A 25,591-nucleotide genomic window follows, 5' to 3' on the forward strand; every position below is an offset into this window, starting at 1 on the left:
AATCAGGAAACCGTCAGATTTTTTACAAATTCATTCACTTTGAAAGGCAGATTCTCCAGCATTTCTGCCTGCTTCCCGCCGATATCCAATCCTTCAATATGGACGCCATCAACGATATGCGAAGCATCAGAACCGTGAAATAACGAAGCTGTCCCCTCTGGAATCTTAATATTACGAAACGTAATATTAAGAATCTGGCCCGGCTCCTGATCGACCGACCAGCGGTCCTTGAAAATAAGACAAATCATCGCATGCTGCCGTTCTTCCTCAATGGTTATATTCTCAAAGCGGATATTCGAAATCGTTCCCCGGTCACCAACGACAATACAAAGCGAACCGACCTCCTCCGTCCATACTGCCGTGCTGTGAACCACATTGCAGTTTTCGAATATGACGTCTGAAATATCTGTTCTCGTCTCTCCGGCAATTCCGAAGCAGCGTACTTTATCGTTCCATACTGTGCAATCGGATACATAAATATCACGACCTCCTATCGCTGGCGGCGCATCCATCGCCTTTACAGCAACAGCATCATCGCCAGTACGAATGAAGCAATCGGTCACTCGAATCCGCTCGCAGTTCACAATATCGATTCCATCACTGTTCTCACGATAACCGATCAATGTCAGATCGGCAATGGAGGAATCGACACAATTGGACAGATGTACTGTCCAGTGTGAGGTACCTACAATCGTCAGACCTTCTATCAATACATCTCGGCAGCCTGTCAGCAGCATCGCCTTGCGCGCATGCCAGTCCAGCATCGACATGTCAATAATGCCTCTGCCATGAATTCGTATACTCTCAGCTTGGTCAGCAGTAATAAAATCAACGTAATTCGGCTTATTCGCCCAGTCGCTGGCAACAACAGGTGCTTCATCCTCCGGTACATACAGCTGCAGCACCGCTCCACCGGCAATATATAAAGATTCGCCGGACTGCAGTTCAAACGAGCTTACCTTATGCAAACCCGGACCATAATATTTCACCTTGCTATCTGTCGGATCGGCTGCCCCTTCTTCCTTGGCGTGCAAAGTAATAACTAGAGGACGCTCCGTATTCCCATTGGCCTCCACAATGATTTTCGCGGGTCTGTCTACCGGAATATGAATCTCTTGCCCAACCAACTTCGCCTCGATCCCTAAAGAGAGCGGGCGGATCACAGCCGAATCGGTACTCCCTCTTCTCTTGGCAATCAGATTGAAGCTTCCTGGATCACCGACGAAGCTTAAGGAGGCAAAAGAGAGCGGCCCTCCATTCGTAATTGGCGCAGCATATACAGGCACTGCCTGGCCTTCCACATACAACTCCCAATCACGGGACAGCACAAGTCCTTCCGGATCAGGTGCAAAAGCGTCTTCGCCCTGCTTTCGCAATCTATCCTCATCCACGGCATAACCTATTCCAACAGGTGCACGATCTATTTTAATAATTGTTCCATTACTAGTTATGATAATTTCTGCTTCCATCTTGATCTCTCCTCTGTAATTCTGCAACTCTCGCTGCTTTTTATGACATCAGCATTAAGCGCCCCGCCTGATAGGCTGTATTAAAGAAGGCCGGACGTTCATAAGGATGTGTATTCGGCAGATGCAAGGAGACAAGCAATTGTCCCTCAAAGGTTCGGAACAGCATGCCATGACCGCCGTTCTTCTCGAACAGCTGCTCACGCTCTTGAACCCATGGCCCTGTAATGCTGCCGCTCTCAGATCGGGCTATTCCGATTGCGTAGCCGTCCTTACCGTGGCTGGACCAGATCATCAGCAGCTTGCCGTCAGGTGCTTGATAAAGGAAGGGACCGTCGGTTACAAAGTTCCCAGACCCTTCTTCCTCCACTGGCCAATGTGCATCGGCAGCCCGGAACAAGACGAGCGGATCACTTGCTGGCTCAGACAAATCCGCCGCAAGTCGCATCGCACACATCTCGCCATTTCCCACCTGCGTCCATTCATGGCAGAAGATCATCCACGGATCACCATACTCATCCGTGTACAGTGTACCGTCAAGGCATTCCCAATTCGCCGGCGTAACCGGCCCTTCCCCCATAGGCACAAATGGCCCTAGCGGAGCATCCGCTTTTAGAATCTGAGTCCCCCGGCATTTGCCCTCAGCTTTAAAGCTGGCGAACATATAATATCCGCCCTCATAATAATGCACCTCTGGCGCCCAGAAATGATGGTCCGCCCAGAAGCCCTCAGGCTTCCGAAATACTGGGAACGGGCCTTCCCAATGGTGCAAGTCGCGGCTGCGGTAACCGTCAAAGCCAATAGCAGCGCCGCCCCATGAAGTCACACCCATCGTTCCGTACATGTAACAAAAACCAGCGTCTTTATCGACATATACGAACGGATCACGGATGTGTATATCGCCAAGCTGCAGTAGCTTCTCTTGCGCTTCCTGATACGGCAAGCCTCCCGGCTGCATAGCATCCTGCTTCATCATATCTCGATTCAACCTACCCGCCCCCTACTTCACTTCGATATTCTTAGCATAATCGTTCACGGTAAATAAAGGATCGTCTTTCTTCAGCTTCTCGCCGTTTACTCTTATATTCTCAAACCGGACATTTGAGATCAGCCGATCCTTGCTCCAGCCCTCAAGTTTAATTTCATTAGAACCGTCAGAATAGGATTCGATATTCCGATATGTGATGCCGCTGATCTGTCCAGGCCAAGCCCAGTTACCCTGCAGCGCACCGAAATAGAACGTATCTCTCATCTGGATATTGATTAAGCGCTTCGCCTTTTCAACCCGGATATTCTCAAATGTTATTTCACTGATCTCCGTCCCATGCAGCGCAAATATGTTGATGGCCGACCGGTCCGGCAATACATCAGGGTGATCCCGATCATCATAATTGTGCAAAATATCGATATTACTGAAGGTGATAGTCCTGAAATAAGGCGCTACGGTCTCTGCACCAATACCAATCGCATTATTCGCATCCGCCCAAAGTTGGGCATTTTTGTACGTAATATTGTAGACAGGCAGTGCATCCTTCGGCTCCTCATGGGACAATCCCTTAATAGCTACCGCATCATCAGCGGAATGAACAAAGGACCCGTCGAACACAATGTCATGGCTGCTGTTAATGTTAAATCCGTCACTGCTTGCAAACCGCGGACTTACCGCCTTATAGTTAGTCACCTCTATATTGCTGCTGCCGTGCATCGCCGCTGTCCAACTGCTGGCATCCCGGTTGACAATAATATCCCGAACGACAGAATCCGTTACAAAGCCTAAAGTCAGAGCTATATCATCATATTCATCATTGGAATGGTAATCATTAAGCAGTATGCCTCTGCCGCGGATCGTAATGTTGCTGGCCTGATCCGCCCGTACTCTGCCACGCACCACAGCTCCACCGCTAATATAGAGCGTCTGACCCGATTGCAGCATCAGCGGCGGTTCACCGTAATCTCCCAGATCATAAAAGCCCGGTTCAAAAAATATGACATTCGGATCATTCTTATCAGGGATATCCTCTTCCGGCTTCTGCGCGAACAAGTGCAGCACCTTCCCCTGATAATCGCCGTTGAGGACAAGCGTAACTGGAACCTGTCTATTTAATTCAAAGCGAATGGTATTCCCTTCACGTTCTCCCTCAATTCCTAATGATCTTGGAATAATCTCAAAGCTCTCGAATGGAAAATCCGGTGTAATCGCCATTTTACTGCGGCCCGGCATGTCAAAGTAACCGTAAGAAATCGGCTCATTCCAGCTATTAAGACCCGCGTTATACAAATCTATCTCCTGCTCTCCGGCAATAACTTTGAAATCATAGGAGCGATAATTAGCGGGTAGGTCCTCAGGTGCTTTATAGTTGATAATCGGCTGGTCCTCCTTCAGTTCAGGAGGCAGGAGCGCCTGCTGTCCCTTAACGCCTGCTGAAGAACAGCCCGAGATCATAGCTGTTAATAGACCGATCAACAGAAGTACAGTCACCACACTGCTACCGTGAGCTTGTGGACAGAATACCGCTGGCTTCTTATTTCCCATGACATGTCACCTCTCAGCCTTCAATTTCTTTTTACCAGTCAGCCCTTATAGGCATTTAGCCTTTTACAGCAGAGGCTACTACTCCTTCTACCAAATAACGCTGGCCGATAAAGAAAACAACAATAATAGGCAGCACGAACATGACCAATCCAGCGCTCTGTACCTGCGTCATTGTAATATCCTTCTGTCCCGGGAAGACATAACCGATCGAGAACAATGCGGTGGCCAGCGGATATTTATTGTCCTGCAGGAACATAAACGGTGTAATATAGTCATTCCCCCATGCGCCGTTGAAAGCCAGGATCGATACGGTCGCAACTACAGGTAAAGAGATCGGCAGGAATATATTCCAGAAAATACGGAATGTCGTGCACCCGTCAATTCTGGCCGCCTCCTCCAGATCACGCGGAAAACCCGCGAAGAACTGGCGGTATAAGAAAATGCTGAATGCACTACCGCCCAGGCCCCAGAAGAACCAAGGCCAAAATGTATTAACAAGACCTAGCTTGAAAAAGATGACGTAGGTCGGAATTTGAGTAACGATCCCCGGCAGCATCATCGTAGATAGCATGAGTAGGAACAGTACATTTTTGCCGGGTCCTCTTAATCTGGCGAAGCCATAGCCGACGAACGCGCTGGTTACTGTAGGAATAATGACCGAGAAGGCCGTAATAATGATTGAGTTCTTCGCATATCCCCAATAATCGATAAATGTGAGGGCATATTTATAGTTAATAAAATGCAGGCCCGTCGGCAGGAATGTTGACGCGGCTCCTACCTGCTGCAATGAATTCGTAACCAGCCAATATAAAGGCATCACGAACAATACGGACAATGCAATGAGCAAAGCATATACCGTTATTCGGAAAGGCAGTCTCTTCATCCCCGCGTTTACCATGTTATTTGCCCTCCTGATCTACTTCATAAAATACCCAGAACCTGCTTGTCGTGAATACAACAATGGTTAGAATAAGAATCATTACGAACAGCACCCATAACAGCGCCAGACCGTAGCCAAACCGGCCGTAAGCGAAGATTTGCTGAAAAGCATGCACCGAATAAACATAGTTCGGCCGAAGCGGCGTCGAGAGCAAGCTGTTCGAATTGGCCGCAAGCAGAATTGGCTGCACGAAGATCTGCAGCGAGCTGATAATGCTCATAATAAATTGGAAGAACAGCACTGGCGTCACTAAAGGAATCGTTATTTTCACAAAACGCTGTATTGTCGTTGCTCCGTCAATCGCTGCCGCCTCATATAGATCCTTGGACACCCCCTTTAATCCTGCCAGATAGATAAGTATCCCTCCGCCAACACCCCACAGGAGCATAATAATCAGCGGATAGATCGCGTAATCGTATCCAAGCCAATCCACCGCCTCCAACCCCAGAGCTTCCAGCATCTTATTCACAATGCCATCATCGACGAACAAGGAACGCCACATCGTCCCTACAGCGACTACGGGAATAATCGACGGAATAAAGAATAGAGTACGGTAAAAACCGATGCGCTTAATATTCTGATTCAGCAGAACAGCTAACAGAAAGCCTAATATAATCGTAGATGGCACCATAATCACCGTAAAAAATAAAGTCCTGCCCAGCGAATACATCGCATCATTATCCGTAAAAACCTTGCGGTAATTGTCCAGACCGACAAACACCAGACGGTCCATATTGAAACCTGCATAATTGGTAAAGCTCAAATACAGGCCATATAAGAGCGGAATTAATCCGAGCACAATAAATACGATGAACCATGGAGATATGAACAAATAAAACTCTATCGCCTCTTTAAAGCTTCTTCCGCGAAACCTGCTTCGTTTGCTGTGGAAGGCAGCGTCTGTCTCATGCACAACCTGTCTGTTCACCAAAAGCCCTCCTTGCTACCGAGTTAAATTTAAGAAGGGCTGCCGAAAGCAGTGCTTCCGCCAACCCTTCTGTGATTCCCTTATGGGCTAACCAGCTGCTTGCCTTCCGTAATGAGCGTGTTCAGCTCCTCTGTCATTTTCTGAACAGCTCCGTCGACTGTGTCCTTATCGAAATATACTGGTGTAAAGTATTTATCGATAATGGAGTTCACGGCTTGATAGTTCAAATAAGGGTTATAAGGCAGACTTCCATCTGTATACTGAAGTTCATTCTGAATAAAGTCATAGTTCATCTTGTCAAACGCCGACTCCTGAGGCAGCATTTCCGTCAATGTCTTCGTACCTGGCAAGCCATAACCTGCTTTAGCACGTTCAACGGCAGGCTCTGCTCCGAAGAACCATTCAAACACTTCCCAAGCTTCCTTTGGATGCTTCGTATTTTTATAAATAATCGCGCCTGTGCCTGCGCCTGTCGGCGAGATTCGCTTGCCACCTTCCACTACCGGAGCTGGTGCTACGCCAAAGTCATCCAGACGGTCCTTTGTTAATTCATTAGTCTTCAGGAAACCAGAGAACCAATAGCCTGCAATAATAATCGCTGCCTTGTTATCTACGAACAATTGGCCGCCCCAGTCTGTCTCCTGCTGCAATGGGCTAGGCCCGATTCCCGATTTTGCTGTATCTAACCAAAAGTTCAGCAAATCCTTCGTTCCCGGTTTATCCAGCTCAGCTTGGCTGAAATCGGCGCTGAACATACTGCTGCCCCGCTGGAGCAATTGCAGGTTCAGCAAATCCTGATTTGCTGCGATCGTACTGTTGTAATAAGCAAGACCGTACTGTGTTGTTTTCTTGCCATTTTTTACAGTCAGCTTATTAGCAAGCTCAACCAACTCCTGCCAGGTCATCGCTTCTGTACTGCTAGGGAACGGCACTCCGGCCTCTTCAAACAACTTCTTGTTGTAATAGATCGTATAATCCGGCGACCAGTCTTTAGGGAAACCGTAGATCGCTCCCTCGCCATGCTTGCCGGAGGCAATATCATACTTAAATTGATTCACTACCGGAAGGAAATCTTCTATGTTAAACACTTTACTGGCTTGGAAATTTTCAGTCAGATCCATCGCCATTCCTTTAAGTACAAAGCCTGGAAGCTCTGTAACGGAATTGGTACGAATAATATCCGGGCCGTTGCCCGCGGCCATCATAGCCATCAGCTTGTTATAGTCCGCCGAGACAATCTCGACCTTAATATTTGGATGCGTTTTCTCAAATTCAGCTACGAGCTCACTAGTAAATTCCGTGTCGTACATCGTATGACGGATGACCACCTGTTCCCCGCTCTTCGCCGTATCCTTCGACTCTCCGTCTGCAGCGTCACTGCCCCCGTTATTGCCCGGTGAATTAGTCCCATTACCTCCGCCGCATGCGCTCATCAACAGCAGACTTGATATTACAAGTACAGACAAGCATGCAGTCCACCAAGATCTTTTCATTGAAATCCCCCTCGCAATCACTTCTGTTGTGTTGTACACCTCAAATTATAAAATCGATCTATACCTCCAACAACGTAGTATCTTTTTTGATTCGTTCATATTTATTTGGGATTTGCCACTCCCATTAAAAAAGCCCGCTTCTCTCTAACTAAATTAGAGTAGAAACGGACTTAGTAATAATATATAGCGATTCCTGGCCTTATTTAGGCTGGATATATCCTTCCGCTTTCAGCAACTCAGCGATTAGGACAGCACCGCCAGCGGCGCCGCGCAAGGTATTGTGCGACAAGCCTACAAATTTAAAATCGTATAACGAATCCTCGCGCAAACGGCCGACGGATACGCCCATACCACGCTCGATGTCACGATCCAGCTTCGTCTGCGGTCTGTTCTCTTCTTCAAAGTACGTAATGAACTGCTTCGGCGCACTTGGTAGACCAAGCTCCTGCGGACGTCCAGCAAATTGGCTCCAGCGCTTAATGATCTCTTCTTTCGAAGGTTTATTCTCAAACGAGACAAACACTGTAGCCAAGTGACCATCTGTTACAGGAACGCGAATGCATTGAGTTGTAATCAACGGCGAGCTGGCCTTAACGATTTCTCCGCCTGCAACATGACCCCAAATTCGCAGCGGCTCCTGCTCGCTCTTCTCTTCTTCCCCACCGATATACGGAATTACATTATCCAGCATATCCGGCCAATCTGTGAAGTTCTTACCTGCTCCAGAGATGGCTTGATAAGTGGAGGCAACCACTTGGGTTGGCTTGAAATCAAGCAAGGCATTCAGCGCAGGGACATAGCTTTGGATCGAACAGTTTGGCTTCACGGCGATAAATCCGGTCTTAGTACCAAGGCGCTTTCTTTGGGCAGCGATGACCTCGATATGCTCTGGGTTAATTTCAGGAATCACCATCGGAACGTCTGGCGTCCAGCGATGAGCTGAGTTGTTGGAGATGACAGGCGTACCTGTCTTGGCATAAGCTTCTTCCAAGGCAAGAATCTCATCTTTTTTCATATCTACAGCACAAAATACAAAATCCACGTCAGCCGCAACTTCTTCTACCTTTGCAGCATCCTGTATGATAATATTTTTCACTTGTTCCGGAATGGGGCCAGCCATCTTCCATCGATTCTGGACCGACTCTTCGTAAGTTTTACCCGCTGATCTGCCGCTAGCTGCAATACTTACCACCTCAAACCATGGATGACCGTCCAACAGCTGCACAAAACGCTGCCCGACCATGCCCGTTCCTCCGATAATCCCCACTTTAAGCCTTTCTGCCATGTTATCTCCATTCCTTTCCTCATTAGCTTAATATTTTGTTTATTACATCCGCCGGCGTGTTCCGAACGGTAAATCCCATCACTTTTAAACACGTACTATTAGTAGATGCTTATGCGAATCCTCTGTAACAGGTACCACAGCTTTATTATACAAAAAAATCTCACCCCTAAGACTGCAGTCTCAGGGACGAGATTTGGATTCTCGCGGTACCACCCTAAATTTACCGATATGTCGCCATATCAGCCTCTTCAAGTACAGCAGAAGCGCATATACTTTAGCTCTGTAACAGGAGCTCCTGGCACACCATCTCCTGATGATCTCAGGTTTCGGAGTGCTGCTCAGAGTCTTTTTTCGGATAAGCGATTCTTTGCTCCTTTTCAGCGTAGCGGAGCTCTCTGGAAAAGAACCAGTTTACCTACTCTTCTCTTCATCGCATTTGGTATTACTGTTTATAATATAAAAAAATCGGCCGGAGGTAAACCATTTTCTATTCTTTTATTCAATCTCCGGCTCCCCGATGTTCTCAAATACCTCTAACCTTTGGAAGCCCCTGCAGTTAGACCTTCGACCAGATTGCGCTGAAGGAGTAGGAATAGCATCGTTATAGGTACCGCGACGAGCACGGCTCCAGCAGCGAACATCGTAAATTCGGTCGAATTCCGCTGGCTCACCATTCTGTATAAACCGACGGCCAACGTCCGCTGATCTTCCGTCCTCAACACCAGATCGGCGAAGATAAAATCGAGGAAGGCGCCGTTAAAGATCATAAGACTCGCATAGGTCAGCATCGGCTTAGCGAGCGGGATAATGATGGAAAAGAACACTTTCAGGTGGCTGGCCCCATCGATTCGTGCCGCATCCTCCAGGCTTTTTGGGATCGTATCAAAAAAACCTTTGGCTACGAATACATTCGATATAATCGCACCCGAGCTATAGACGAGAATCAGCGCCCAATGAGAATTGAGCAGTCCCATCGTATTCAGCAGAACGTAAATAGCGATCATAGCCATGAATCCCGGAAACATCTGAAGTACAAGTAAAGTGTTCAGGGCGAATTTACGGCCCGCGAAGCGGAATCTTGAGATTGCATACGAAGTAAGCAGCAGCAGAAACGTACCGAAAAGGGTTGATAGTACCGCGACCTTCAGTGTATTCAAGAACCACAGAGGGTATTTGGTCTTCTCGAATAAATCCCGATAATGTTCCAAAGTAAAGCTGCGTGGAAATAAAGTATCGCTGTAAAGACTGTTGCCTTCCTTTAAGGAAGACATGATTATCCATAATGCGGGAAACAAGCTTACGCAGGATAAAATGATAAGCAGCATATAGCTGATCCCAAGCTTGACCCGAGCGGACCGGCTGTTCATGCTATCATATCCTCCTCTTTATAAGATCTGGTGCGGCGGTAGCTAATAATTGATAAGGTAGCGATGATTAGGAAGATAATGATACCAATCACCGACGCGAAGCTGTATTGCGATTGATTCAAGGCCAGCTTGTAAAGCCAGGTCACCAACAAATCCGTATGCCCGGCGTATTGGTAATTCGAATTGACCGGGTTACCGTCCGTCATGAGATAGACGACATTGAAATTATTTATATTTCCAGCAAATTGCATAATTAGAATAGGCGCCGTCGAGAACAACACCATCGGCATCGTAATGGAGCGGAATTTCTGGAACGAGTTCGCTCCATCAACATCAGCCGCTTCGTACAAATCCCTCGGAATCGTCGTCAGCACCCCGATAGCCAATATCATCGTTACTGGGATACCGATCCACATATTAACAAGAACGAGTGTGACCCTTGCCCAGATCGGATCTGTAAGCCATGGTATTCCATCAAAGCCGATCCAGCGCATGATTTCGTTAACCGGGCCAAACTTGTTGTTAAACATATTCCGCATCACGAGCAGAGAGATCATGCTTGGAATCGCGAACGGAATGATCATAACCGTACGCCAGAACATCTTGAAGCGAATGCGGGGCTGTTGAATCAGTACTGCGATTAGGATACCGCCAATATAAGTCGTTGCCGTAGCCAGAATGGCCCAGATAACCGTCCAAAGCAGGACGCCGAAAAACGTGTTACTCCACACCTTCAGGCTGACCAGCTTGACAAAATTGCTGAAGCCAACCCAGTCAATCAGATTGGCAGGTGGGAGAATCGGATCTGCATAATTTGTAAAGGCCAGCAAAATAGAGAAGATTAATGGAAGAATCGTCAAGAACAGAACCGTGACGGTAGGTAGCGCAAGTACGAGATAAGCAAAGTTTTTCTGATTTATAAGCTGAAGCGACTGTCGAAAGTTATTCGGGGCAATCCCCGCATCTCTTTCCTTCCCCACTTTGTAGGCATCCCTGATATTCAGGGCGTATATCACACCGACGAGCAATAAAGATAAGGCCGCCATTAGCCCTTTGATCATAAGAAATATCGAGTGGTCGCCTTCGACCATCTTCGTAATTTTACCTACCTTCACCAATCCACTAGGTTGTTCTCCCAATGTAATAAGCCCCTTCAGGTAAGAAGAAAGTCCAATCACCGAAGATAAGTATATCGCAGCCAGGCCTGTCGCCAAGAACAAAATCCCTTTCATCCATTGCCGATTGTACAACTGTCCGAGACCCATAAAAAGAACCGACAGGGTGGTACTTATTGTCTTTCTTTGCATGCGTTAAACAACCTCTTTTCTTGCGATTTGACTGACTTCACCCGACCGCCGTGGCGACCGGGTGGTGTCTCTGAAAGATCGAACTATTTGGATGAAATACTCGTCTTAATTGTATCGACCATCGTATCCAGTGTGGTCTTGACGTCCGCCTTTGGATCGTCCCAGATTGTTCTAAACGCCGCTTGAAGCGGATCCCATACCGCATTAATCTCCCCGATAGTCGGCATCGGCGTGGAGTGAGAGAACTGCTCAAAGAACCCACTGATTATCGGATCATTCTTAATTGTCGGGTCCTCTCCTGCTTCCTTGTTCGCTGGAATGGCTCCCGTCATCTGATAGTTCAACAGCTGGTTCTCCTTATTAGCCGCAAAGTTGGAGAAAAGGCGAGAAGCAATCGGATATTCGGTGTAAGAGTTAACAAAGTAAGCTTTTACGCCAGAGAATGAGTGAGATACTTCGCCGTTCGACATCGCTGGCAAGGGAGCCACTCCGAAGTTGACTTTGTCTTTGAATGCCGCTATCGACCATGGACCGTCGATATTCAAAGCCAACTTGCCTTCCTGGAACAACTGCGTCTTCACGTCATAGGACACGTCTCCCGCGTTCATAGGGAGAATTTTTTTAAGACTCTTCAGCAGCTCGAAACCTTGAACTGCTCCTTCGTTATTCAAACCGATATCGGTCAGATCGGTGTTATCATTACCGAAGAAGTAGCCTCCGAGCGTGCTAACGAATGGATAGGTATAATACCCAACGAACTCCCACATAATGGCGTATTTATTTTGCTTGGTATCCGTGTAAGTCTCCGCGAAGCTTATAATTTCGTCCCAAGTTTTCGGAGCTTCAGGGAAGATGTCTTTGTTATAGTACATGGCGTACGTCTCAACCGATTTTGGATAGCCGTACAGAACTCCATCATAAGATACTGCTTTGATTGCGGAATCCTCCATGACAGCGCGTGTCTCATCCTCGAACAAATCGTTAGGCAGCAGAAGCCCTGCTTTAACCGCTTGGGCGATCTGATCATGAGGCATTGTAAGGACGTCTGCAGCAAGCTTCGATGGTCCGTCAGTTGCTAGACGGGTGCCCTGATCCCCGCCGGCAACGACTTCCAGCTTGACCGGCACTCCATACTGCTTTTCGAATTCGGCCGCGATTTTCTCCATATACTCCACTTGCTCTTGAGATTCCCATACCGTCAACTTGGCTCCAGGTTCCGGTAGATACTCTTCTTCGTTCTCGGTAGAAGCCGGAGGCGTATCCGATGTGTTAGATGGTTGTGAACTGTTCGGGCTTGAATTGCCTCCGTTGCTGCCCCCGCATGCCGATAGACTAAGAACCAACACTACACTAACCAGACCCATAACCCATTGTCGCAACTTCGCTTTTTGTTTCAACCTCACATTGTCCACCCTTTCTTGATTTAGTTTCTTTTTCTTTGTGCAAACGTTATACCAAGTTTGTAAAAAATACCTCTACCCACTAACTCCTTGTGGCTATAAAAAAAAGAGTACAACTCTCTACAAATCGAATGATTGTCGAGGTTGTACCCTTGGGTAGCAGCGCCTTTAAATTGTCTCAAGCGGTTGTATTCTCCACTAGAACTATTAAGACACTTTCATCATAAGCTTAACGAGAAAACGTTTGCAAATGTGGGAATCGAGGTAATTTAGCGTAATATCGTAGAAATTTATTAAAAACATCAACTTTTCCTCCGTTATAGTCCAATATCTCCCTTTTTCTCTTAATTACTCACTAAAAAATAATTATTATAAATAAATACCTGTCCGCCAAGCCAACTTGTTAAAGCTGTTGCCAACATGGAAACCATGTGTTAAGATGGGGGAAATTTAAAGGCAATGAAACTTTCGGGTTCAACCTCGGTTTATTCAGAGGTTGGACCTTTTTTGCGTTCTCTTGCCTGAAGGAGGCCATCATTAATGATTGAACTGGAAGCGATATATCATCGCAGCGGACTGAATTGGTCCTATGCCTATAACGAATCGACAGTGCACATCCGTCTGCGCACGAAGCGCGGCAATGTGGCCCAGGCGCAGCTCGAGTGTGGTGACAAATACAACTGGGATAAATATAACGAATCCATTGCCATGGAACAGTTCGCTTCAGACGGCCTATTCGATTACTGGCAAGCCGTTATATCACCACGGTTTCGGCGGGTCGTCTATTATTTTGCCCTCTATGGGGAAGCGGGAGAGACCGTCTATTTTCTGGAGAAGGGATTCTTTGATACGCCTCCAACGATTCTTTATGAGGGGCTGTTCGATTTCCCTTATCTGAGCCCTGAGGATGTTCACTCCCCGCCAGAATGGGTCAAGGAAGCGGTCTTCTACCAGATCTTCCCCGAGCGATTCGCCAAGGGCGACCCATCCATCGACCCGGAAGGGGTGCTAGAATGGGGCGATGTGCCAAGCCCAACCAATTTTTTTGGCGGCGATTTGCAAGGCGTGCTTGATAATCTGGATTATCTTGTTGAGTTGGGAATCAACGCGATCTATTTCAATCCGTTGTTCTCCGCGACCACTAATCACAAGTACGACACGAAAGATTATATGCTTGTCGATCCACAATTCGGCACGAATGAGAAGCTGAAGGAACTGGTTAACGCCTGTCATAACCGGGGGATTCGGGTACTGTTGGACGGCGTCTTCAACCATTGCGGGCACACGTTTCCGCCCTTTGTTGATGTTCAGCAGAACGGACCCGCATCCCGCTATGCCGACTGGTTCCATATCAGGGATTGGCCGCTCAAGGAGGAGGACGGCATTCCGAACTATGCCACCTTCGGCTTCGAACCGATCATGCCGAAGCTGAACACAGGCAATGAGAAGGTCAAGGCCTATCTACTGGAGGTCGGGCGGTATTGGATCGGCGAGTTAGGGCTGGACGGCTGGCGTCTCGACGTGGCCAACGAGGTGGACCGCCAGTTCTGGCGTGAGTTCCGTCGCGAGATCAAGAGGGCGAACCCGGACGCCTACCTTCTCGGAGAAATTATGCATGATGCGATGCCGTGGCTTCAGGGTGATCAGTTTGATGCTGTGATGAATTACCCGTTCACCAACATCGTGCTTGATTTCTTCGCCAGAAGATGTGCCGACGCCAATCAGTTTGCCCAACGTATAAACACCCAGTTGGCCAGCTTCCCTCAGCAAGTTACCGAGGCGGCGTTTAACCTACTAGGCAGCCACGATACCGTCAGGCTATTGACGCTATGCGGCGGCAATAAGCGGCTAATGAAACTGGCAGTACTGTTCCAACTGACCTTTCTAGGAGCTCCCTGCATCTACTACGGGGATGAGATCGGCCTCGACGGAGAGCATGATCCCTACAACCGTAAATGCATGGAGTGGGACCCCGGTAAGCAGGATCGAGAGCTGCTGGGCTTCTTCCGCCGCCTTATCGCCATGCGCAAAGCTCACCCTGCATTACGCGGTAGCGGCCTACGCTTTCTGACAGTCACCGGGCACCCTCAGTTGCTCGCTTACGAACGACGCGACGAACAGGACCGCTTTCTGCTGCTCCTGAACAATAACGAGACCGAATGCTCCGTCACCCTGCAGAGCAGCGGGATGAACAGAATGTGGCTGGATGCCTGCAGCGATGCCGATGTCCAGAGAGACGAGGGGACGATGCAAGTGGTACTCCCTGACTTTGGATACGCCATCCTGCATATTTCTGCTGATACTGGCAGCGACGCAATCCTTCTATCCGCTCGTTAGAACTCGTTCCAGACCCGGTGTTACCCAGCACTGTAGTCCAAAACTTTTTACTGTTAGTATTTGACAAAAATAGAATGGCCATTTAAAATGAAGGCGCATTCTTGTTTTTATTCTGCAAAGCTGGGCAAGGGTGCCGATCTACAATTTGAGGGCGCTGCTTTCCTGATCATATTCCGAAATCAGGAACAACCCCGTAATCTTCAAACGAAGATTGCGGGGTTATTTGCATTGGCGGCGAGAAAGGAGGAGGCCGACTACATTCAGTGCTTGGCTTGGTGTCCATGGTAGTGTGTACCTGCAGAAACAGTATAAAAAGCTTGAAAGGCGGTTTGATCAATGAAACGGATGATTAAAAAATCAATTATCACACTGCTTGCTTCCACCTGTCTCTTTACAGCATGGCTCGCTCCGTCTTTTGCTGTTCCTACGGCAAACGCCGCTCCCGATACATCGGTTCTGAACAAGCAAGGGTTCTCCACCGATGTCATGTATCAGATCGTTACCGACCGCTTCGCGGACGGAGATCCTTCCAACAATCCGTCCGGTGCGGCATTTTCTCCGGGCTGCACGAATCTTAAGCTATACTGCGGCGGAGACTGGCAGGGAATCATCGATAAAATCACCGACGGCTATTTTGCGGGAATGGGCATCAGCGCGCTGTGGATCTCCCAGCCTGTAGAAAATATATACAGCATCATCGACTACTCCGGCGTAAACAACACGGCTTACCATGGCTATTGGGCTCGCGATTTCAAACGGACAAATCCGGCGTTTGGCAGCATGAGCGATTTTCAGGAACTGATCGACACCGCTCATGCCCATAATATTAAAATTATTATCGATTTTGCGCCGAATCACACTTCACCGGCTTCCGAGACGCAGCCCTCCTTCGCCGAAAACGGGCGGCTGTACGATAATGGCAGCCTGATCGCCGGTTACACTGGGGATACGAACGGAATTTTCCATCATAATCAGGGAACGGATTTTTCATCGCTAGAAGATGGCATTTATCGTAATCTGTATGATTTGGCTGACATCAATCACCACAACAACAAAACAGACGTCTACTTCAAGGAGGCCATCAAGCTTTGGCTGGATATGGGCATCGACGGCATCCGCGTAGATGCGGTAAAGCATATGCCGGAAGGCTGGCAGAAGAACTGGGTAGCTTACATTTCGGGATATAAGCCGGTGTTTACCTTCGGCGAATGGTTCCTCGGAGTCGGCGAGAATGATCCGAGCAACGTCAGCTTCGCCAATGAATCGGGCATGAGTCTGCTGGATTTTCGATTCGGGCAAAAGGTACGCCAGGTATTCCGCGACAACACTGACAATATGTACGGCTTGAACAGCATACTTGCAGGAACCGCAGCCGATTACACGCATATTCAAGACCAGGTCACATTCATTGACAATCATGATATGGACCGCTTCAAGCTCGGTAACAATAACCGCCGCCTGGAGCAGGCACTGGCCTTTACGCTTACCTCGCGCGGTGTTCCGGCTATTTATTACGGTACGGAGCAATACATGGCGGGCAACGGTGATCCGGCAAACCGCGCCTTCATGAGCAGCTTCTCGACGGCTACCACAGCCTATAAAGTCATCGGCAAGCTGGCGCCGCTTCGCAAGTCCAATCCGGCTATTGCTTACGGCAATACCCAGGAGCGCTGGATCAATAACGATGTTTATGTTTACGAGCGGAAATTCGGCAGCAGCACCACGCTGGTTGCCATTAACCGCAGTGAGACTGCCGCCGCATCGATTACCGGCCTACAGACATCACTCCCTGCCGGCACCTACGCGGATATGCTGGGAGGATTGCTCGATGGCAACGGCATAACGGTCGGCACTACGGGCTCCGTAACGGCCTTCAACCTGCCGGCCGGAGCCGCTGCCGTATGGCAATTTACCGCTGACGAGACGGCTCCGATCATCGGCAATATCGGACCCGATCTGGGGACAGCCGGCACGAAACTGACGATCGATGGGCGGGGCTTTGGCGATACCAAAGGAACCGTCTACTTCGGTACAACGGCGGTCTCTGGAAGCCAGATCATTCAGTGGGAGGATTCCCAGATTCAAGTGATCGTTCCGGCGGCTACACCCGGCACGCATAACGTGAAGGTTCGTAGCGCCTCCTCCGTAGAGAGCAACAGCTATAAAAGCTTCAACTTGCTGACGGGGAATCAGGTGTCGGTCCGCTTCATCGTGAACCATGCCAGCACCGTATACGGCGAGAATGTCTATCTGACAGGCAATACTGCCGAGCTCGGCAACTGGGACCCGAACAAGGCGATCGGCCCGTTATTCAATCAGATCATAGCCGCCTACCCGTCCTGGTACTATGATGTCAGTGTGCCTGTCGGAACGGAGCTGCAATTCAAATTCATCAAAAAGAACGGTAATGCTGTCACCTGGGAAGGCGGAGCCAATCACAGTTATATAACACCAGCCAGCGGTGTCGGCACTGTTGTAGTCGACTGGCAGCCGTAAACCCTAACTCAAGAGCTCAAAGGTCCAGCCGGGGGCATCCCCTTGGCTGGACCTTAATTGAAATCAAATGATTTATTAGTAAAATATCATAGTTCTCTAACTATCGGCATTCCCCTAAACTGATAAACAGCAAAATATCATGATTATTCATCTTCTTTGTTTATTGGTTTCAGGATTAGTTCAAAGGTAATCTGCTTCTCTTCAATCCGGTACCTTTCGGCCAGTTCTGGTCCGCAAGAATTTGAGCCGACCCCGCTCATTCGATAATCCAGGTGGACATAGGTCTCTAGCCGTCTCTTCAGCTTATGACGGTGAGTGGCCTCGGTAAGATCCTGCGCCTTATAGTGGGCAGCCTGGAATGAGAACGGCTGTGGTGCATCAATACGCAATCCCATTCCCTGCTCATTCGAGACAATAGCCCAGTTCGTATCATATCGCGAACCAAACTCCTGCGGCACAATGTAAGGTACAAACATTTGATCTACGCTGGTCAAATAGACACCTTGTCGTACGCTCAGGCGCTTGTCGATATAACTCTCGTGTGGCCCGAACCCGGAGTATTCCACTTCCTCATTTCCAGGCGCTAATACAAGCTCAAGTCCGAAGCGCGGCAGCCAAGGCAGCTTTTCTCCCACTTCCGCTGTCGTCTTCAAGGCCAATTCCCCGGATGAGGCCACCTTCCACTCCATCCGTCCCCGTAGAAACGGCGCATGAATATAAGCCCCGAGCGAGTACTCGATACCTATGCAAATGCCACCGTTCGAGTCTACCTCCCACTCAGACCGATAAACCTTCATCACCGCCTTGTCATAGCCAAGCTGCTCCCAGACCTGCCGGATATTGCGATCATTGTCTGTAGGCGCACGCCAGATGCTTAGCATCGCGGGGGCTGCCAACCGTTCGAGCCCATCCCGTTCCAGCTTAGTGAGGGCCCCTCGATTCAGATCAAACTCATATCGGAAATCAAAGCCATTTAGCAGCAGCTTGCCATCAGCCTCTAAGGCGCTAAGCCTTCCTTTAGCTGGCAATGCCCGACTTGCACTGGCTTCCCTTGCAGCTCCCGCCTGTTCTATAGGAAATTCCAATTCGGCGAATGTCAATTCATAACCAGGCCCCGCCCACTCCATCTCCCGATCAAGCCGGAAGGAGAGCTGGAACACCAGGCGTCCAGGGTTAGGAGGGAGTGTGTATGGCAGAATTACGGTCTCCCATTCATGCGGCGCCGCATTTAGTCCCTGTAATTTGCCTTGATCAATAAGTACATCATCCTCCAGGAGTCTCCAATAGGTTGCGATATGAGAAAGATCCATAAAATCATAACGGTTGCCGATTCGCACCCGGCCGGCAGCAAGATCTATCGCCTCCACCCGAACCGGTGCAAGCACTTGCTTCAGCTCCAACAATCCGGCGTGAGGTACACGATCTGGGGATACCAGTCCGTCTATGCAGAAATTGCCGTCATTCGGCTGATCTCCAAAGTCTCCGCCATATGCATAATAAGGGGTTCCCTCCTCTGTATGAGTCAGAATCCCATGGTCCACCCATTCCCACACACACCCCCCCATCAACTTAGGGTAGGCCTCGAATACTTCCCAATAATCACGCAGATCGCCCGGACCATTGCCCATGGCATGACTGTATTCACATAGAAAGAGCGGCTTCTTATTCTGTTCGTCGCGTCCATATTCGGCGCAGCTCTCTACAGAGCCATACATCCAGCTATCAACGTCGAGGCTGCGGGTACGCTCCGGCTCAGACTGGGAACCAGGTGCCCCTTCATAATGAACCAGACGGGATGGGTCCCGCAGTTTGATCCATTCAGCCATAGCGATATGATTATCCCCAAAGCCTGACTCATTGCCAAGCGACCAGATCAGTACAGAGGGATGATTCTTATCTCGCTCCACCAAACGCTCGGCACGATCAAGATAAGCATCCCGCCAGTCCGGGTCCTCGCTAAGAGCATCCGTCTGAGCAGAAGTCCATGGCGTCCCTACACTCATTCCATGGCATTCCAGATCCGCTTCATCGACCAGATAGAAGCCCAGCTCGTTGCAAAGCTCCAGGAAGCGAGGATCGTTCGGGTAATGGGAAGTCCGCACCGTGTTGATATTATGCTGCTTCATTAGCAGCAGATCACGCTTCATATGATTCTGCGGGACCGTCTGTCCCAGCAGCGGATGCGAATCATGCCGATTGACGCCCTTCAATTTCAAGGCCTGACCATTCAGCTTGAATACACCGTCCGCTACTTCCACGTGGCGGAATCCCACCTGAAAAGCGAAGCTCTCTTCACCAGCCCGTACATACAAATCATATAAATACGGCTGTTCCGCATTCCAGAGGACAGGGCGCTCCACCTGAATGACCAGTGTGGAGGAATTGTCGACGAGTCCTTCAGCAGAACCTACGAGCTGTGCTTCTGCATCCCGGAGTTCAGCCTGCACCTGTAGCGGCCCCGTTGTATCCACTTCGACATGTAGTATGGCTTTTTCGTAATCAACATTAAATTCCTGACGGTTAAACACGTCGCGAATATGTGTTTTGTCGCGAGCCAAAAGATAGACATCGCGGAAAATTCCCGAATACCGCCAGCAATCCTGATCCTCCAAATATGTACCATCGCACCACTTAAGAACCAGCACAGCTATCCGGTTGACTCCCGCCTTGAGATAAGGGGTGAGCATAAATTCTGCCGGATTGCGGCTGCCTTGACTGTAGCCGACATACTGTCCATTTACCCATAGATAGAAGCAGGAGTTAACCCCTTCAAATACGACATATTGCTCCTTGGCAGCCCAATCGACTGGTACCTGAAAATCACGCACATATAATCCCGCAGGATTATCATCAGGCACATAAGGCGGGTCTAGGGGAATCGGATATCTCACATTCGTGTAATGAAGCTGATCGTATCCGTTAACCTGCCAACAAGATGGAACGATGAGATCGTCCCAATCGCTCACATCATTCTCTTCGTTGTAGAATCCATCGGGTGCATCGACCACACTTGAGAAGTATTGGAATTTCCACTTCCCATTCAGGGTCTGATAAAATGGCGAACGCCCCCGCTTCCGGGACTTGGCGTGCTCCACCGTCGCATAGGGAATATAATGAGCGCGTGCCAGCTCTCGATTTTCGTGCAGTTTTCCTGGATTTTCCCACAATTTAGGCAGGTTCTTCATGAACACTCATCCTTTCCTCCGAATCATAAGATAACAACTGCAAGCCTTTAACGAAACGGACTAAAGAAACTTGTTTCGATAATCGGTTGGTGTTAAACCATAATGCTTCTTGAAGCTATCCCGGAAATGATCCTGATCTGTATATCCGATCTGATCACAGATCTCATAAATTTTGATCGTCGGATCCTTAAGGAGCTTAACCGATGCTTCCATCCGTATCTGGATAATAGCATGGTTCAATGTCGTGCCAGTCACCTCCTTGAACACCTGGTTCAAATATTTTTCACTCAATCCAACATGGGAGGCAATATCGTTTAAGGTCAGGCTTCGCTTCATGTAATGAGCCAAAACATATTCAAGAGCCTGATCCACCAGCTTTTTCTTTTTTACATTTCCGCCTATGCTGTTTAGTGGCATTTGACCTGATAGATTGGGGAGCTGCTCTCTCACCAATTGCTCCGCCATAGCAAGCCCATTGCGCTCCTCTTCTTCCTTGCGAAGCTGGGCAACGGCAAGCCCTACCACTCGTTGAATCTGCTCCGGGTCTACCGGCTTCAAGACGTAATCCAGCACTTGCAATGAGATCGCCTTGCGGGCATACTCAAATTCATTCAAGCCTGACAGTATAATGCATTTCATATCCGGATACCGCTGCAGCACACCTATGATCAGCTCGATGCCATTCACCTTTGGCATACTAATATCCGTTAATAGAATATGGGGAGCAAGGACATCCAGTTGTTCCAGAACCTCCTCACCGTTACTCAGTGCTCCGACGACCTCTACCTCAAGCGCACGCCAATCAATGGAGCGAACAATGGCTTCTCGAACAGTCCTTACATCTTCTGCTACCAGCAGCTTATACATTATTCATCCTCCATTCTCTCATCCGGTGCAGGATTTCCGAACAAGCTAGGTCTAAGTCCACCTTCATTCTTAATCGCTTCATCAGCATCAGCGATTAGTGGCATAACCGCTTCCACACAGGTTCCGTTTGGAACCCTGATATACCGCAGACCATAATCTTCCTTCCGTTCCTTGCAGTTCAGTAAAATTCTGCGATGCACATTTAAAGTTCCATAGCCCCCCTCCGAACTCTTCTCCTTGCTGTTCTCTCTAGCTAATCGGTAGTTCATCAAGTCCGGATCTACTCCACTTCCATTGTCCTCCACTCGGAGGATAACGCTTTCAAATTCTCTTCTAGCTGAAATCTCGATTCGACAATCGCTCGTCTTATTGGCAAATCCATGCACAATACAATTTTCCGCAAGCGGCTGCAAAATTAAATGAATCACCTGTACAGAAGCCAGTTCCTCCGGAATATCTATGCTGATCGCTAGGTCATCCAGCATTTGCTTCTGAATGTCTAAGAAAGCTTCTACCTGACAAGCCTCATCCTTAAGAGGGATCCATGTCTTGCCTTTATTTAATCCATAACGGAACATATTGGCAAGCGAACGGACGATCATGCTGGTCTCCATATCTCCGGAAATCAATGCCCGACAGTTGATCAAATCCAATGTATTGTACAAAAAATGAGGATTGATTTGAGCTTGCAACAATTCCAGCTGCAATTGGCGCCGCTCAATTTCTTCAGTGAAGCTCTTCTCAATCAGCTGCCGAATCATAACCAGCATGGCTGAGAACTGTTGGTTCAACTCGTTAATCTCATAGATTTCTGAGATGTCGCTTGGCAGGGGCTGCTCCAGCTGCAGCACATCCTTCCGCTGCATGGCCGTGACTAACCGGGATATCGGAACCGTCACACGAGTAACAATCGAATGCATCCAGAACCCGGATACCAATAGCGCAATAATACCAATAACTGCACAGATCATCGAGATCATAAAGGTATAGCGGCTAAAATGACTCTCTGGAACCAAGGCCACTAGCTTCCAGCCATTGTCGAACGAGTTGTACATAATTCTGTACGATTCATTATCTACAGTTGCTTTCACAGTCCCTTTGGCCCCATGAAGTGATTGAACATATGGCGTGCTGTTCAAATTCTCCATAAATGAATGCCGGGCGCTATATATCACCCGGTTCTTCTCATCCAGCAGCAGATAGTAGCCTTTATCAATAGGTGCATTACCGATTACGCCCTGGATGCTTCGAGTATCCGCACCAACCATCACCGTGCCTATATTCCGGCCATCCTTATAGCTAAGCTTGCGACTAGCCAAATACACCACATTGCCCGTTCCAAAAGGTTGAGCCCACCACACGCCTTCACTCTCATTACGATTCAACCGTTGGTACCATTCTGCATCTATCAGGTCATTAGCCTGATAGATGCCAGTTCCCCCGAAAAAATGGGCGGGTGAAACACTATAAAGACTGCTGGTGGGTTCCAATAACATAGATACGCTATACGTCGTCTGGACTGCATTATTTGAAGCAACATTATGGAGCAAAGACAAGAGAGATAGATTTTGCAAATTCTTCTCCAGCTCAAAAAAATCTCCGATCGACTCATAATCATCCTTATATTGACGATCAATGAGGTTATCAATAAATTGATTGGATCGCACAAACGCACTTACATTTTTCATGGTATCAAACTGATACCAGACATTCCGATGTACAAACTCCATCGACTGCTCCGCCATTTTCAGCGTATGGTTGTTCTGAACTTGAATCAGAATATAGCTGGAAGCCGTCGTGGACAGGACGATAAATACCACAATCAAACCTAAGAGTGGCAAGCTCAACTTGTTGAACAAGCGTGAGGTTTTACGCGATGCGCTCTGTCCCATCTTCTCACCCCCTGCACATGGAATATCACCCCTTAACGGAGCCTACCATCATCCCCTGATCAAAATATTTTTGAACAAAAGGATAGATAATCAGCATCGGCAAAGCTACGATTACGATCGCTGACATTTGGATGCCAATCGTTGGCGGAGGTGTAGTTCCAGCCGCCTCTAACAGCTCAGGAGGTAAGCTGGAACTGGCTATAATGGTGCGGAGCACTAATTGCACCGGTGCCTTGTTCCAATCCGTCACATACAGCATAGCATTAAAGAAATCATTCCAGTAGACTACCAAATACATTAAACCGATAGAGGCCAAAACCGGCATGGACAGCGGCAAGACAATTTGCCACAAAATGCGGAATTCCGAGGCTCCGTCGATAGCAGCAGACTCCTTCAAGCTTTTGGGGATCCCCTCAAAGAAGGTTTTCATAATGATCATATAGAACGCGCTGAACGCCATAACTAGAATCAATACATACGAGGTGTTCAGAAGCCCTAATTGCTTGATCGTGATATAGGTAGGGATCATTCCCCCTCTAAATAACATCGTAAAAACAAAAAACAGAATAAGAATTCTACGTCCAGGCAGCTTTTTCTCAGCTAATGCATAGGCGGCGCCAGAGGTCAGAATTAGTGCAAGAATCACGCCCCCAACTGTGTTCTTCAGCGTATTCCCATAGGATTGATATATCAGTGAACCCTTCTCCAGCAAATACTTGTAATACTCTAGGCTAAACGAAGCTGGGAACAAGACCATGCCATTCTTGGCACTGAATATATGATAAGGAGTAACGGATACAGTAATGACATACCAGAAGGGCAAAATAATAACAACGGTCATGAGCGACAAAAGAATATAGTTAGAGACAACAAATAACTTCTCTGTAGCGGTAAGCTTCATGATTCGGTCTCCTCTCTAGAAAATGCCCGAATCATTGATTCGTTTGGCAAAATGATTGGCTGTAACTACCATCGCTAATCCGATAATTCCTTTGATAACATCTGCCGCAGCGGCCACGCTAATATTGAATTGCTCCACCCCGACGCGATAAATATACGTATCCAAATTATCACCGACCTGCAGGACCATGGGGTTGTACAGATTGATCACCTGATCAAGACCCGCGCTCATAATAAAGCCAACCCGTAAAATAAACATGACTACGATCGTACCTGATATCCCCGGCAGCGTCATGTAAATGATGCGCTGGAAGCGGGTGGCTCCATCCACAACAGCCGCTTCATTAACTTCCGGATTCAGGCCGGCGATGGCCGCGATATATATAATTGCCGCCCATCCCATCTCCTTCATTGCGTCGGTCACCACCAAGATCGTTCGGAAGTAATGATGATCGGCAAGCAAATAAGCAGGACTTCCGCCTAGAAGCTCGATCAGCTTATTAACAATCCCGGTTTCCGGAGAGAGAAGTAGAGTAATAATTCCCCCGTATACGACCCAGGAGACGAATCTCGGCAGGTACACGGCTGTTTGCAGCGTCTTTTTGAACCATTTGATACGAATTTCATTTAAGGCAAGTGCTAATAGAATTGGACAGATAAAGCCGCTAATCATCTTGTACAAATTAATGATCAGCGTATTTTTAAAGGCCGTCCAGAACATATCGGACTCAAACAATGCATGAAAATATTTTAGTCCTGCCCATTCACTACCACTGATTCCGCGAATAAAATTGTAGTCCATAAAGGCTACGCTGATCCCGAAAACCGGGAGATAATCAAAAATGAATACCCACAAAAATGCCGGAAGTAAAAGAAGATACAACAGTTTAAACTTCCATATCCGATCCAGCACTTTCTTCAATCCTGATTCAGGCACAGTTCCAACGATCATTTGCGCCGATTCCAACTCGCTCCCCATTCTTTTTATGCCTCCTTGTTCCTTCTATAGCCGTTTCGAAAGGGCTTTCATAAATAATATATCTAATCCCCCCTTATCCGAAAACCGGACAGAAGCGAAGTATTACAGGGGAAAAGTCGAGTTTTCGATTACTATGAAAAAAGAACAGGAGCAGGCTGCCCTGGGAGGAGCGGACCTATTCCCGTTCTTTGTTTGTGCGTTCAATGGGCCTGTGAT

General features: G+C 48.2%; 17 protein-coding genes and 1 other annotated feature. Of the genes, 2 read left to right on the forward strand and 15 right to left on the reverse strand.

Going from position 1 to position 25,591, the window contains the following annotated elements; genetic code table 11:
* Positions 1-2: 2 nt before the first annotated feature.
* The 10 genes from EI981_RS22785 to EI981_RS22830 all read right to left on the reverse strand — a co-directional run bounded on the left by EI981_RS22785 (position 3) and on the right by EI981_RS22830 (position 12,722).
* Positions 3-1,469: a glycosyl hydrolase family 28 protein gene (locus EI981_RS22785; RefSeq protein ID WP_127002170.1), complete on the reverse strand. Its 1,467-nt coding sequence runs from the start codon at positions 1,467-1,469 to the stop codon at positions 3-5.
* A gap of 40 nt (positions 1,470-1,509) precedes the next feature.
* Positions 1,510-2,454 (reverse strand): glycoside hydrolase family 43 protein, encoded by a 945-nt coding sequence (locus tag EI981_RS22790; RefSeq protein ID WP_227011550.1) that lies wholly within the window; start codon positions 2,452-2,454, stop codon positions 1,510-1,512.
* Between the two features lie 12 nt (positions 2,455-2,466).
* Positions 2,467-3,999, reverse strand: a complete 1,533-nt coding sequence (locus tag EI981_RS22795) for a glycoside hydrolase family protein (RefSeq protein WP_127002172.1) — start codon at positions 3,997-3,999, stop codon at positions 2,467-2,469.
* Between the two features lie 55 nt (positions 4,000-4,054).
* The gene (locus tag EI981_RS22800; RefSeq protein WP_120463130.1) at positions 4,055-4,897 is read right to left on the reverse strand and encodes a carbohydrate ABC transporter permease; all 843 of its coding nucleotides are present in this window, start codon (positions 4,895-4,897) and stop codon (positions 4,055-4,057) included.
* 1 nt (position 4,898) lies between these two features.
* Complete coding sequence (locus EI981_RS22805; protein WP_127002174.1) at positions 4,899-5,867, reverse strand: carbohydrate ABC transporter permease; 969 nt, start codon at positions 5,865-5,867, stop codon at positions 4,899-4,901.
* Positions 5,868-5,947: 80 nt separating this feature from the next.
* A complete protein-coding gene (locus tag EI981_RS22810; RefSeq protein ID WP_127002176.1) occupies positions 5,948-7,360 on the reverse strand; it encodes an ABC transporter substrate-binding protein in 1,413 nt (470 codons plus the stop codon).
* Between the two features lie 199 nt (positions 7,361-7,559).
* Entirely contained in the window at positions 7,560-8,645 is a 1,086-nt protein-coding gene (gene asd / locus EI981_RS22815) for an aspartate-semialdehyde dehydrogenase (protein ID WP_127002178.1), read from the reverse strand.
* A 179-nt stretch (positions 8,646-8,824) separates the two neighbouring features.
* Positions 8,825-9,085 (reverse strand) — a binding site (T-box leader).
* Positions 9,086-9,178: 93 nt separating this feature from the next.
* The gene (locus EI981_RS22820; protein ID WP_120463134.1) at positions 9,179-10,012 is read right to left on the reverse strand and encodes a sugar ABC transporter permease; all 834 of its coding nucleotides are present in this window, start codon (positions 10,010-10,012) and stop codon (positions 9,179-9,181) included.
* A complete protein-coding gene (locus tag EI981_RS22825; RefSeq protein WP_127002180.1) occupies positions 10,009-11,319 on the reverse strand; it encodes a carbohydrate ABC transporter permease in 1,311 nt (436 codons plus the stop codon). Before EI981_RS22825 ends, EI981_RS22820 begins: the two co-directional genes overlap by 4 nt.
* Positions 11,320-11,402: 83 nt before the next feature.
* Entirely contained in the window at positions 11,403-12,722 is a 1,320-nt protein-coding gene (locus EI981_RS22830) for a sugar ABC transporter substrate-binding protein (RefSeq protein WP_335926245.1), read from the reverse strand.
* A 537-nt stretch (positions 12,723-13,259) separates the two neighbouring features.
* Here EI981_RS22830 and EI981_RS22835 point away from each other — a divergent pair.
* Both EI981_RS22835 and EI981_RS22840 read left to right on the forward strand, forming a co-directional pair.
* Positions 13,260-15,056, forward strand: a complete 1,797-nt coding sequence (locus EI981_RS22835) for an alpha-glycosidase (protein WP_127002182.1) — start codon at positions 13,260-13,262, stop codon at positions 15,054-15,056.
* Positions 15,057-15,392: 336 nt separating this feature from the next.
* Entirely contained in the window at positions 15,393-17,552 is a 2,160-nt protein-coding gene (locus EI981_RS22840; protein WP_127002184.1) for an alpha-amylase family glycosyl hydrolase, read from the forward strand.
* Between the two features lie 143 nt (positions 17,553-17,695).
* Here EI981_RS22840 and EI981_RS22845 read toward each other — a convergent pair whose 3' ends face one another.
* From EI981_RS22845 to EI981_RS22865, 5 genes are read right to left on the reverse strand one after another with little or no spacing between them, the layout of a single operon-like run.
* Positions 17,696-20,737: a glycoside hydrolase family 2 TIM barrel-domain containing protein gene (locus EI981_RS22845; RefSeq protein WP_127002186.1), complete on the reverse strand. Its 3,042-nt coding sequence runs from the start codon at positions 20,735-20,737 to the stop codon at positions 17,696-17,698.
* A 60-nt stretch (positions 20,738-20,797) separates the two neighbouring features.
* Positions 20,798-21,604, reverse strand: coding sequence for a response regulator transcription factor (locus EI981_RS22850; protein WP_127002188.1), 807 nt, complete (start codon positions 21,602-21,604; stop codon positions 20,798-20,800).
* Positions 21,604-23,496, reverse strand: a complete 1,893-nt coding sequence (locus EI981_RS22855) for a sensor histidine kinase (RefSeq protein WP_127002190.1) — start codon at positions 23,494-23,496, stop codon at positions 21,604-21,606. The genes EI981_RS22850 and EI981_RS22855 overlap by 1 nt, the downstream gene beginning before the upstream one ends.
* 25 nt (positions 23,497-23,521) lie before the next feature.
* Positions 23,522-24,397: a carbohydrate ABC transporter permease gene (locus EI981_RS22860; RefSeq protein WP_127002192.1), complete on the reverse strand. Its 876-nt coding sequence runs from the start codon at positions 24,395-24,397 to the stop codon at positions 23,522-23,524.
* Between the two features lie 15 nt (positions 24,398-24,412).
* Positions 24,413-25,375, reverse strand: coding sequence for an ABC transporter permease (locus EI981_RS22865; RefSeq protein ID WP_227011551.1), 963 nt, complete (start codon positions 25,373-25,375; stop codon positions 24,413-24,415).
* Positions 25,376-25,591 lie beyond the last annotated feature (216 nt).

Origin of the sequence: Paenibacillus lutimineralis, from assembly GCF_003991425.1 — a bacterium.
Lineage (GTDB): Bacteria > Bacillota > Bacilli > Paenibacillales > Paenibacillaceae > Fontibacillus > Fontibacillus lutimineralis.

What these genes read in the sequence shown, in the direction of transcription:
- EI981_RS22810 (WP_127002176.1), bottom strand. Translation starts at nt 7,360, where the DNA reads ATGAAAAGATCTTGGTGGACTGCATGCTTGTCTGTACTTGTAATATCA.
- EI981_RS22835 (WP_127002182.1), top strand. Translation starts at nt 13,260, where the DNA reads ATGATTGAACTGGAAGCGATATATCATCGCAGCGGACTGAATTGGTCC.
- EI981_RS22860 (WP_127002192.1), bottom strand. Translation starts at nt 24,397, where the DNA reads ATGAAGCTTACCGCTACAGAGAAGTTATTTGTTGTCTCTAACTATATT.
- EI981_RS22825 (WP_127002180.1), bottom strand. Translation starts at nt 11,319, where the DNA reads ATGCAAAGAAAGACAATAAGTACCACCCTGTCGGTTCTTTTTATGGGT.
- EI981_RS22785 (WP_127002170.1), bottom strand. Translation starts at nt 1,469, where the DNA reads ATGGAAGCAGAAATTATCATAACTAGTAATGGAACAATTATTAAAATA.
- EI981_RS22800 (WP_120463130.1), bottom strand. Translation starts at nt 4,897, where the DNA reads ATGGTAAACGCGGGGATGAAGAGACTGCCTTTCCGAATAACGGTATAT.
- asd (WP_127002178.1), bottom strand. Translation starts at nt 8,645, where the DNA reads ATGGCAGAAAGGCTTAAAGTGGGGATTATCGGAGGAACGGGCATGGTC.
- EI981_RS22820 (WP_120463134.1), bottom strand. Translation starts at nt 10,012, where the DNA reads ATGAACAGCCGGTCCGCTCGGGTCAAGCTTGGGATCAGCTATATGCTG.
- EI981_RS22795 (WP_127002172.1), bottom strand. Translation starts at nt 3,999, where the DNA reads ATGGGAAATAAGAAGCCAGCGGTATTCTGTCCACAAGCTCACGGTAGC.
- EI981_RS22850 (WP_127002188.1), bottom strand. Translation starts at nt 21,604, where the DNA reads ATGTATAAGCTGCTGGTAGCAGAAGATGTAAGGACTGTTCGAGAAGCC.
- EI981_RS22840 (WP_127002184.1), top strand. Translation starts at nt 15,393, where the DNA reads ATGAAACGGATGATTAAAAAATCAATTATCACACTGCTTGCTTCCACC.
- EI981_RS22865 (WP_227011551.1), bottom strand. Translation starts at nt 25,375, where the DNA reads ATGGGGAGCGAGTTGGAATCGGCGCAAATGATCGTTGGAACTGTGCCT.
- EI981_RS22855 (WP_127002190.1), bottom strand. Translation starts at nt 23,496, where the DNA reads ATGGGACAGAGCGCATCGCGTAAAACCTCACGCTTGTTCAACAAGTTG.
- EI981_RS22845 (WP_127002186.1), bottom strand. Translation starts at nt 20,737, where the DNA reads ATGAAGAACCTGCCTAAATTGTGGGAAAATCCAGGAAAACTGCACGAA.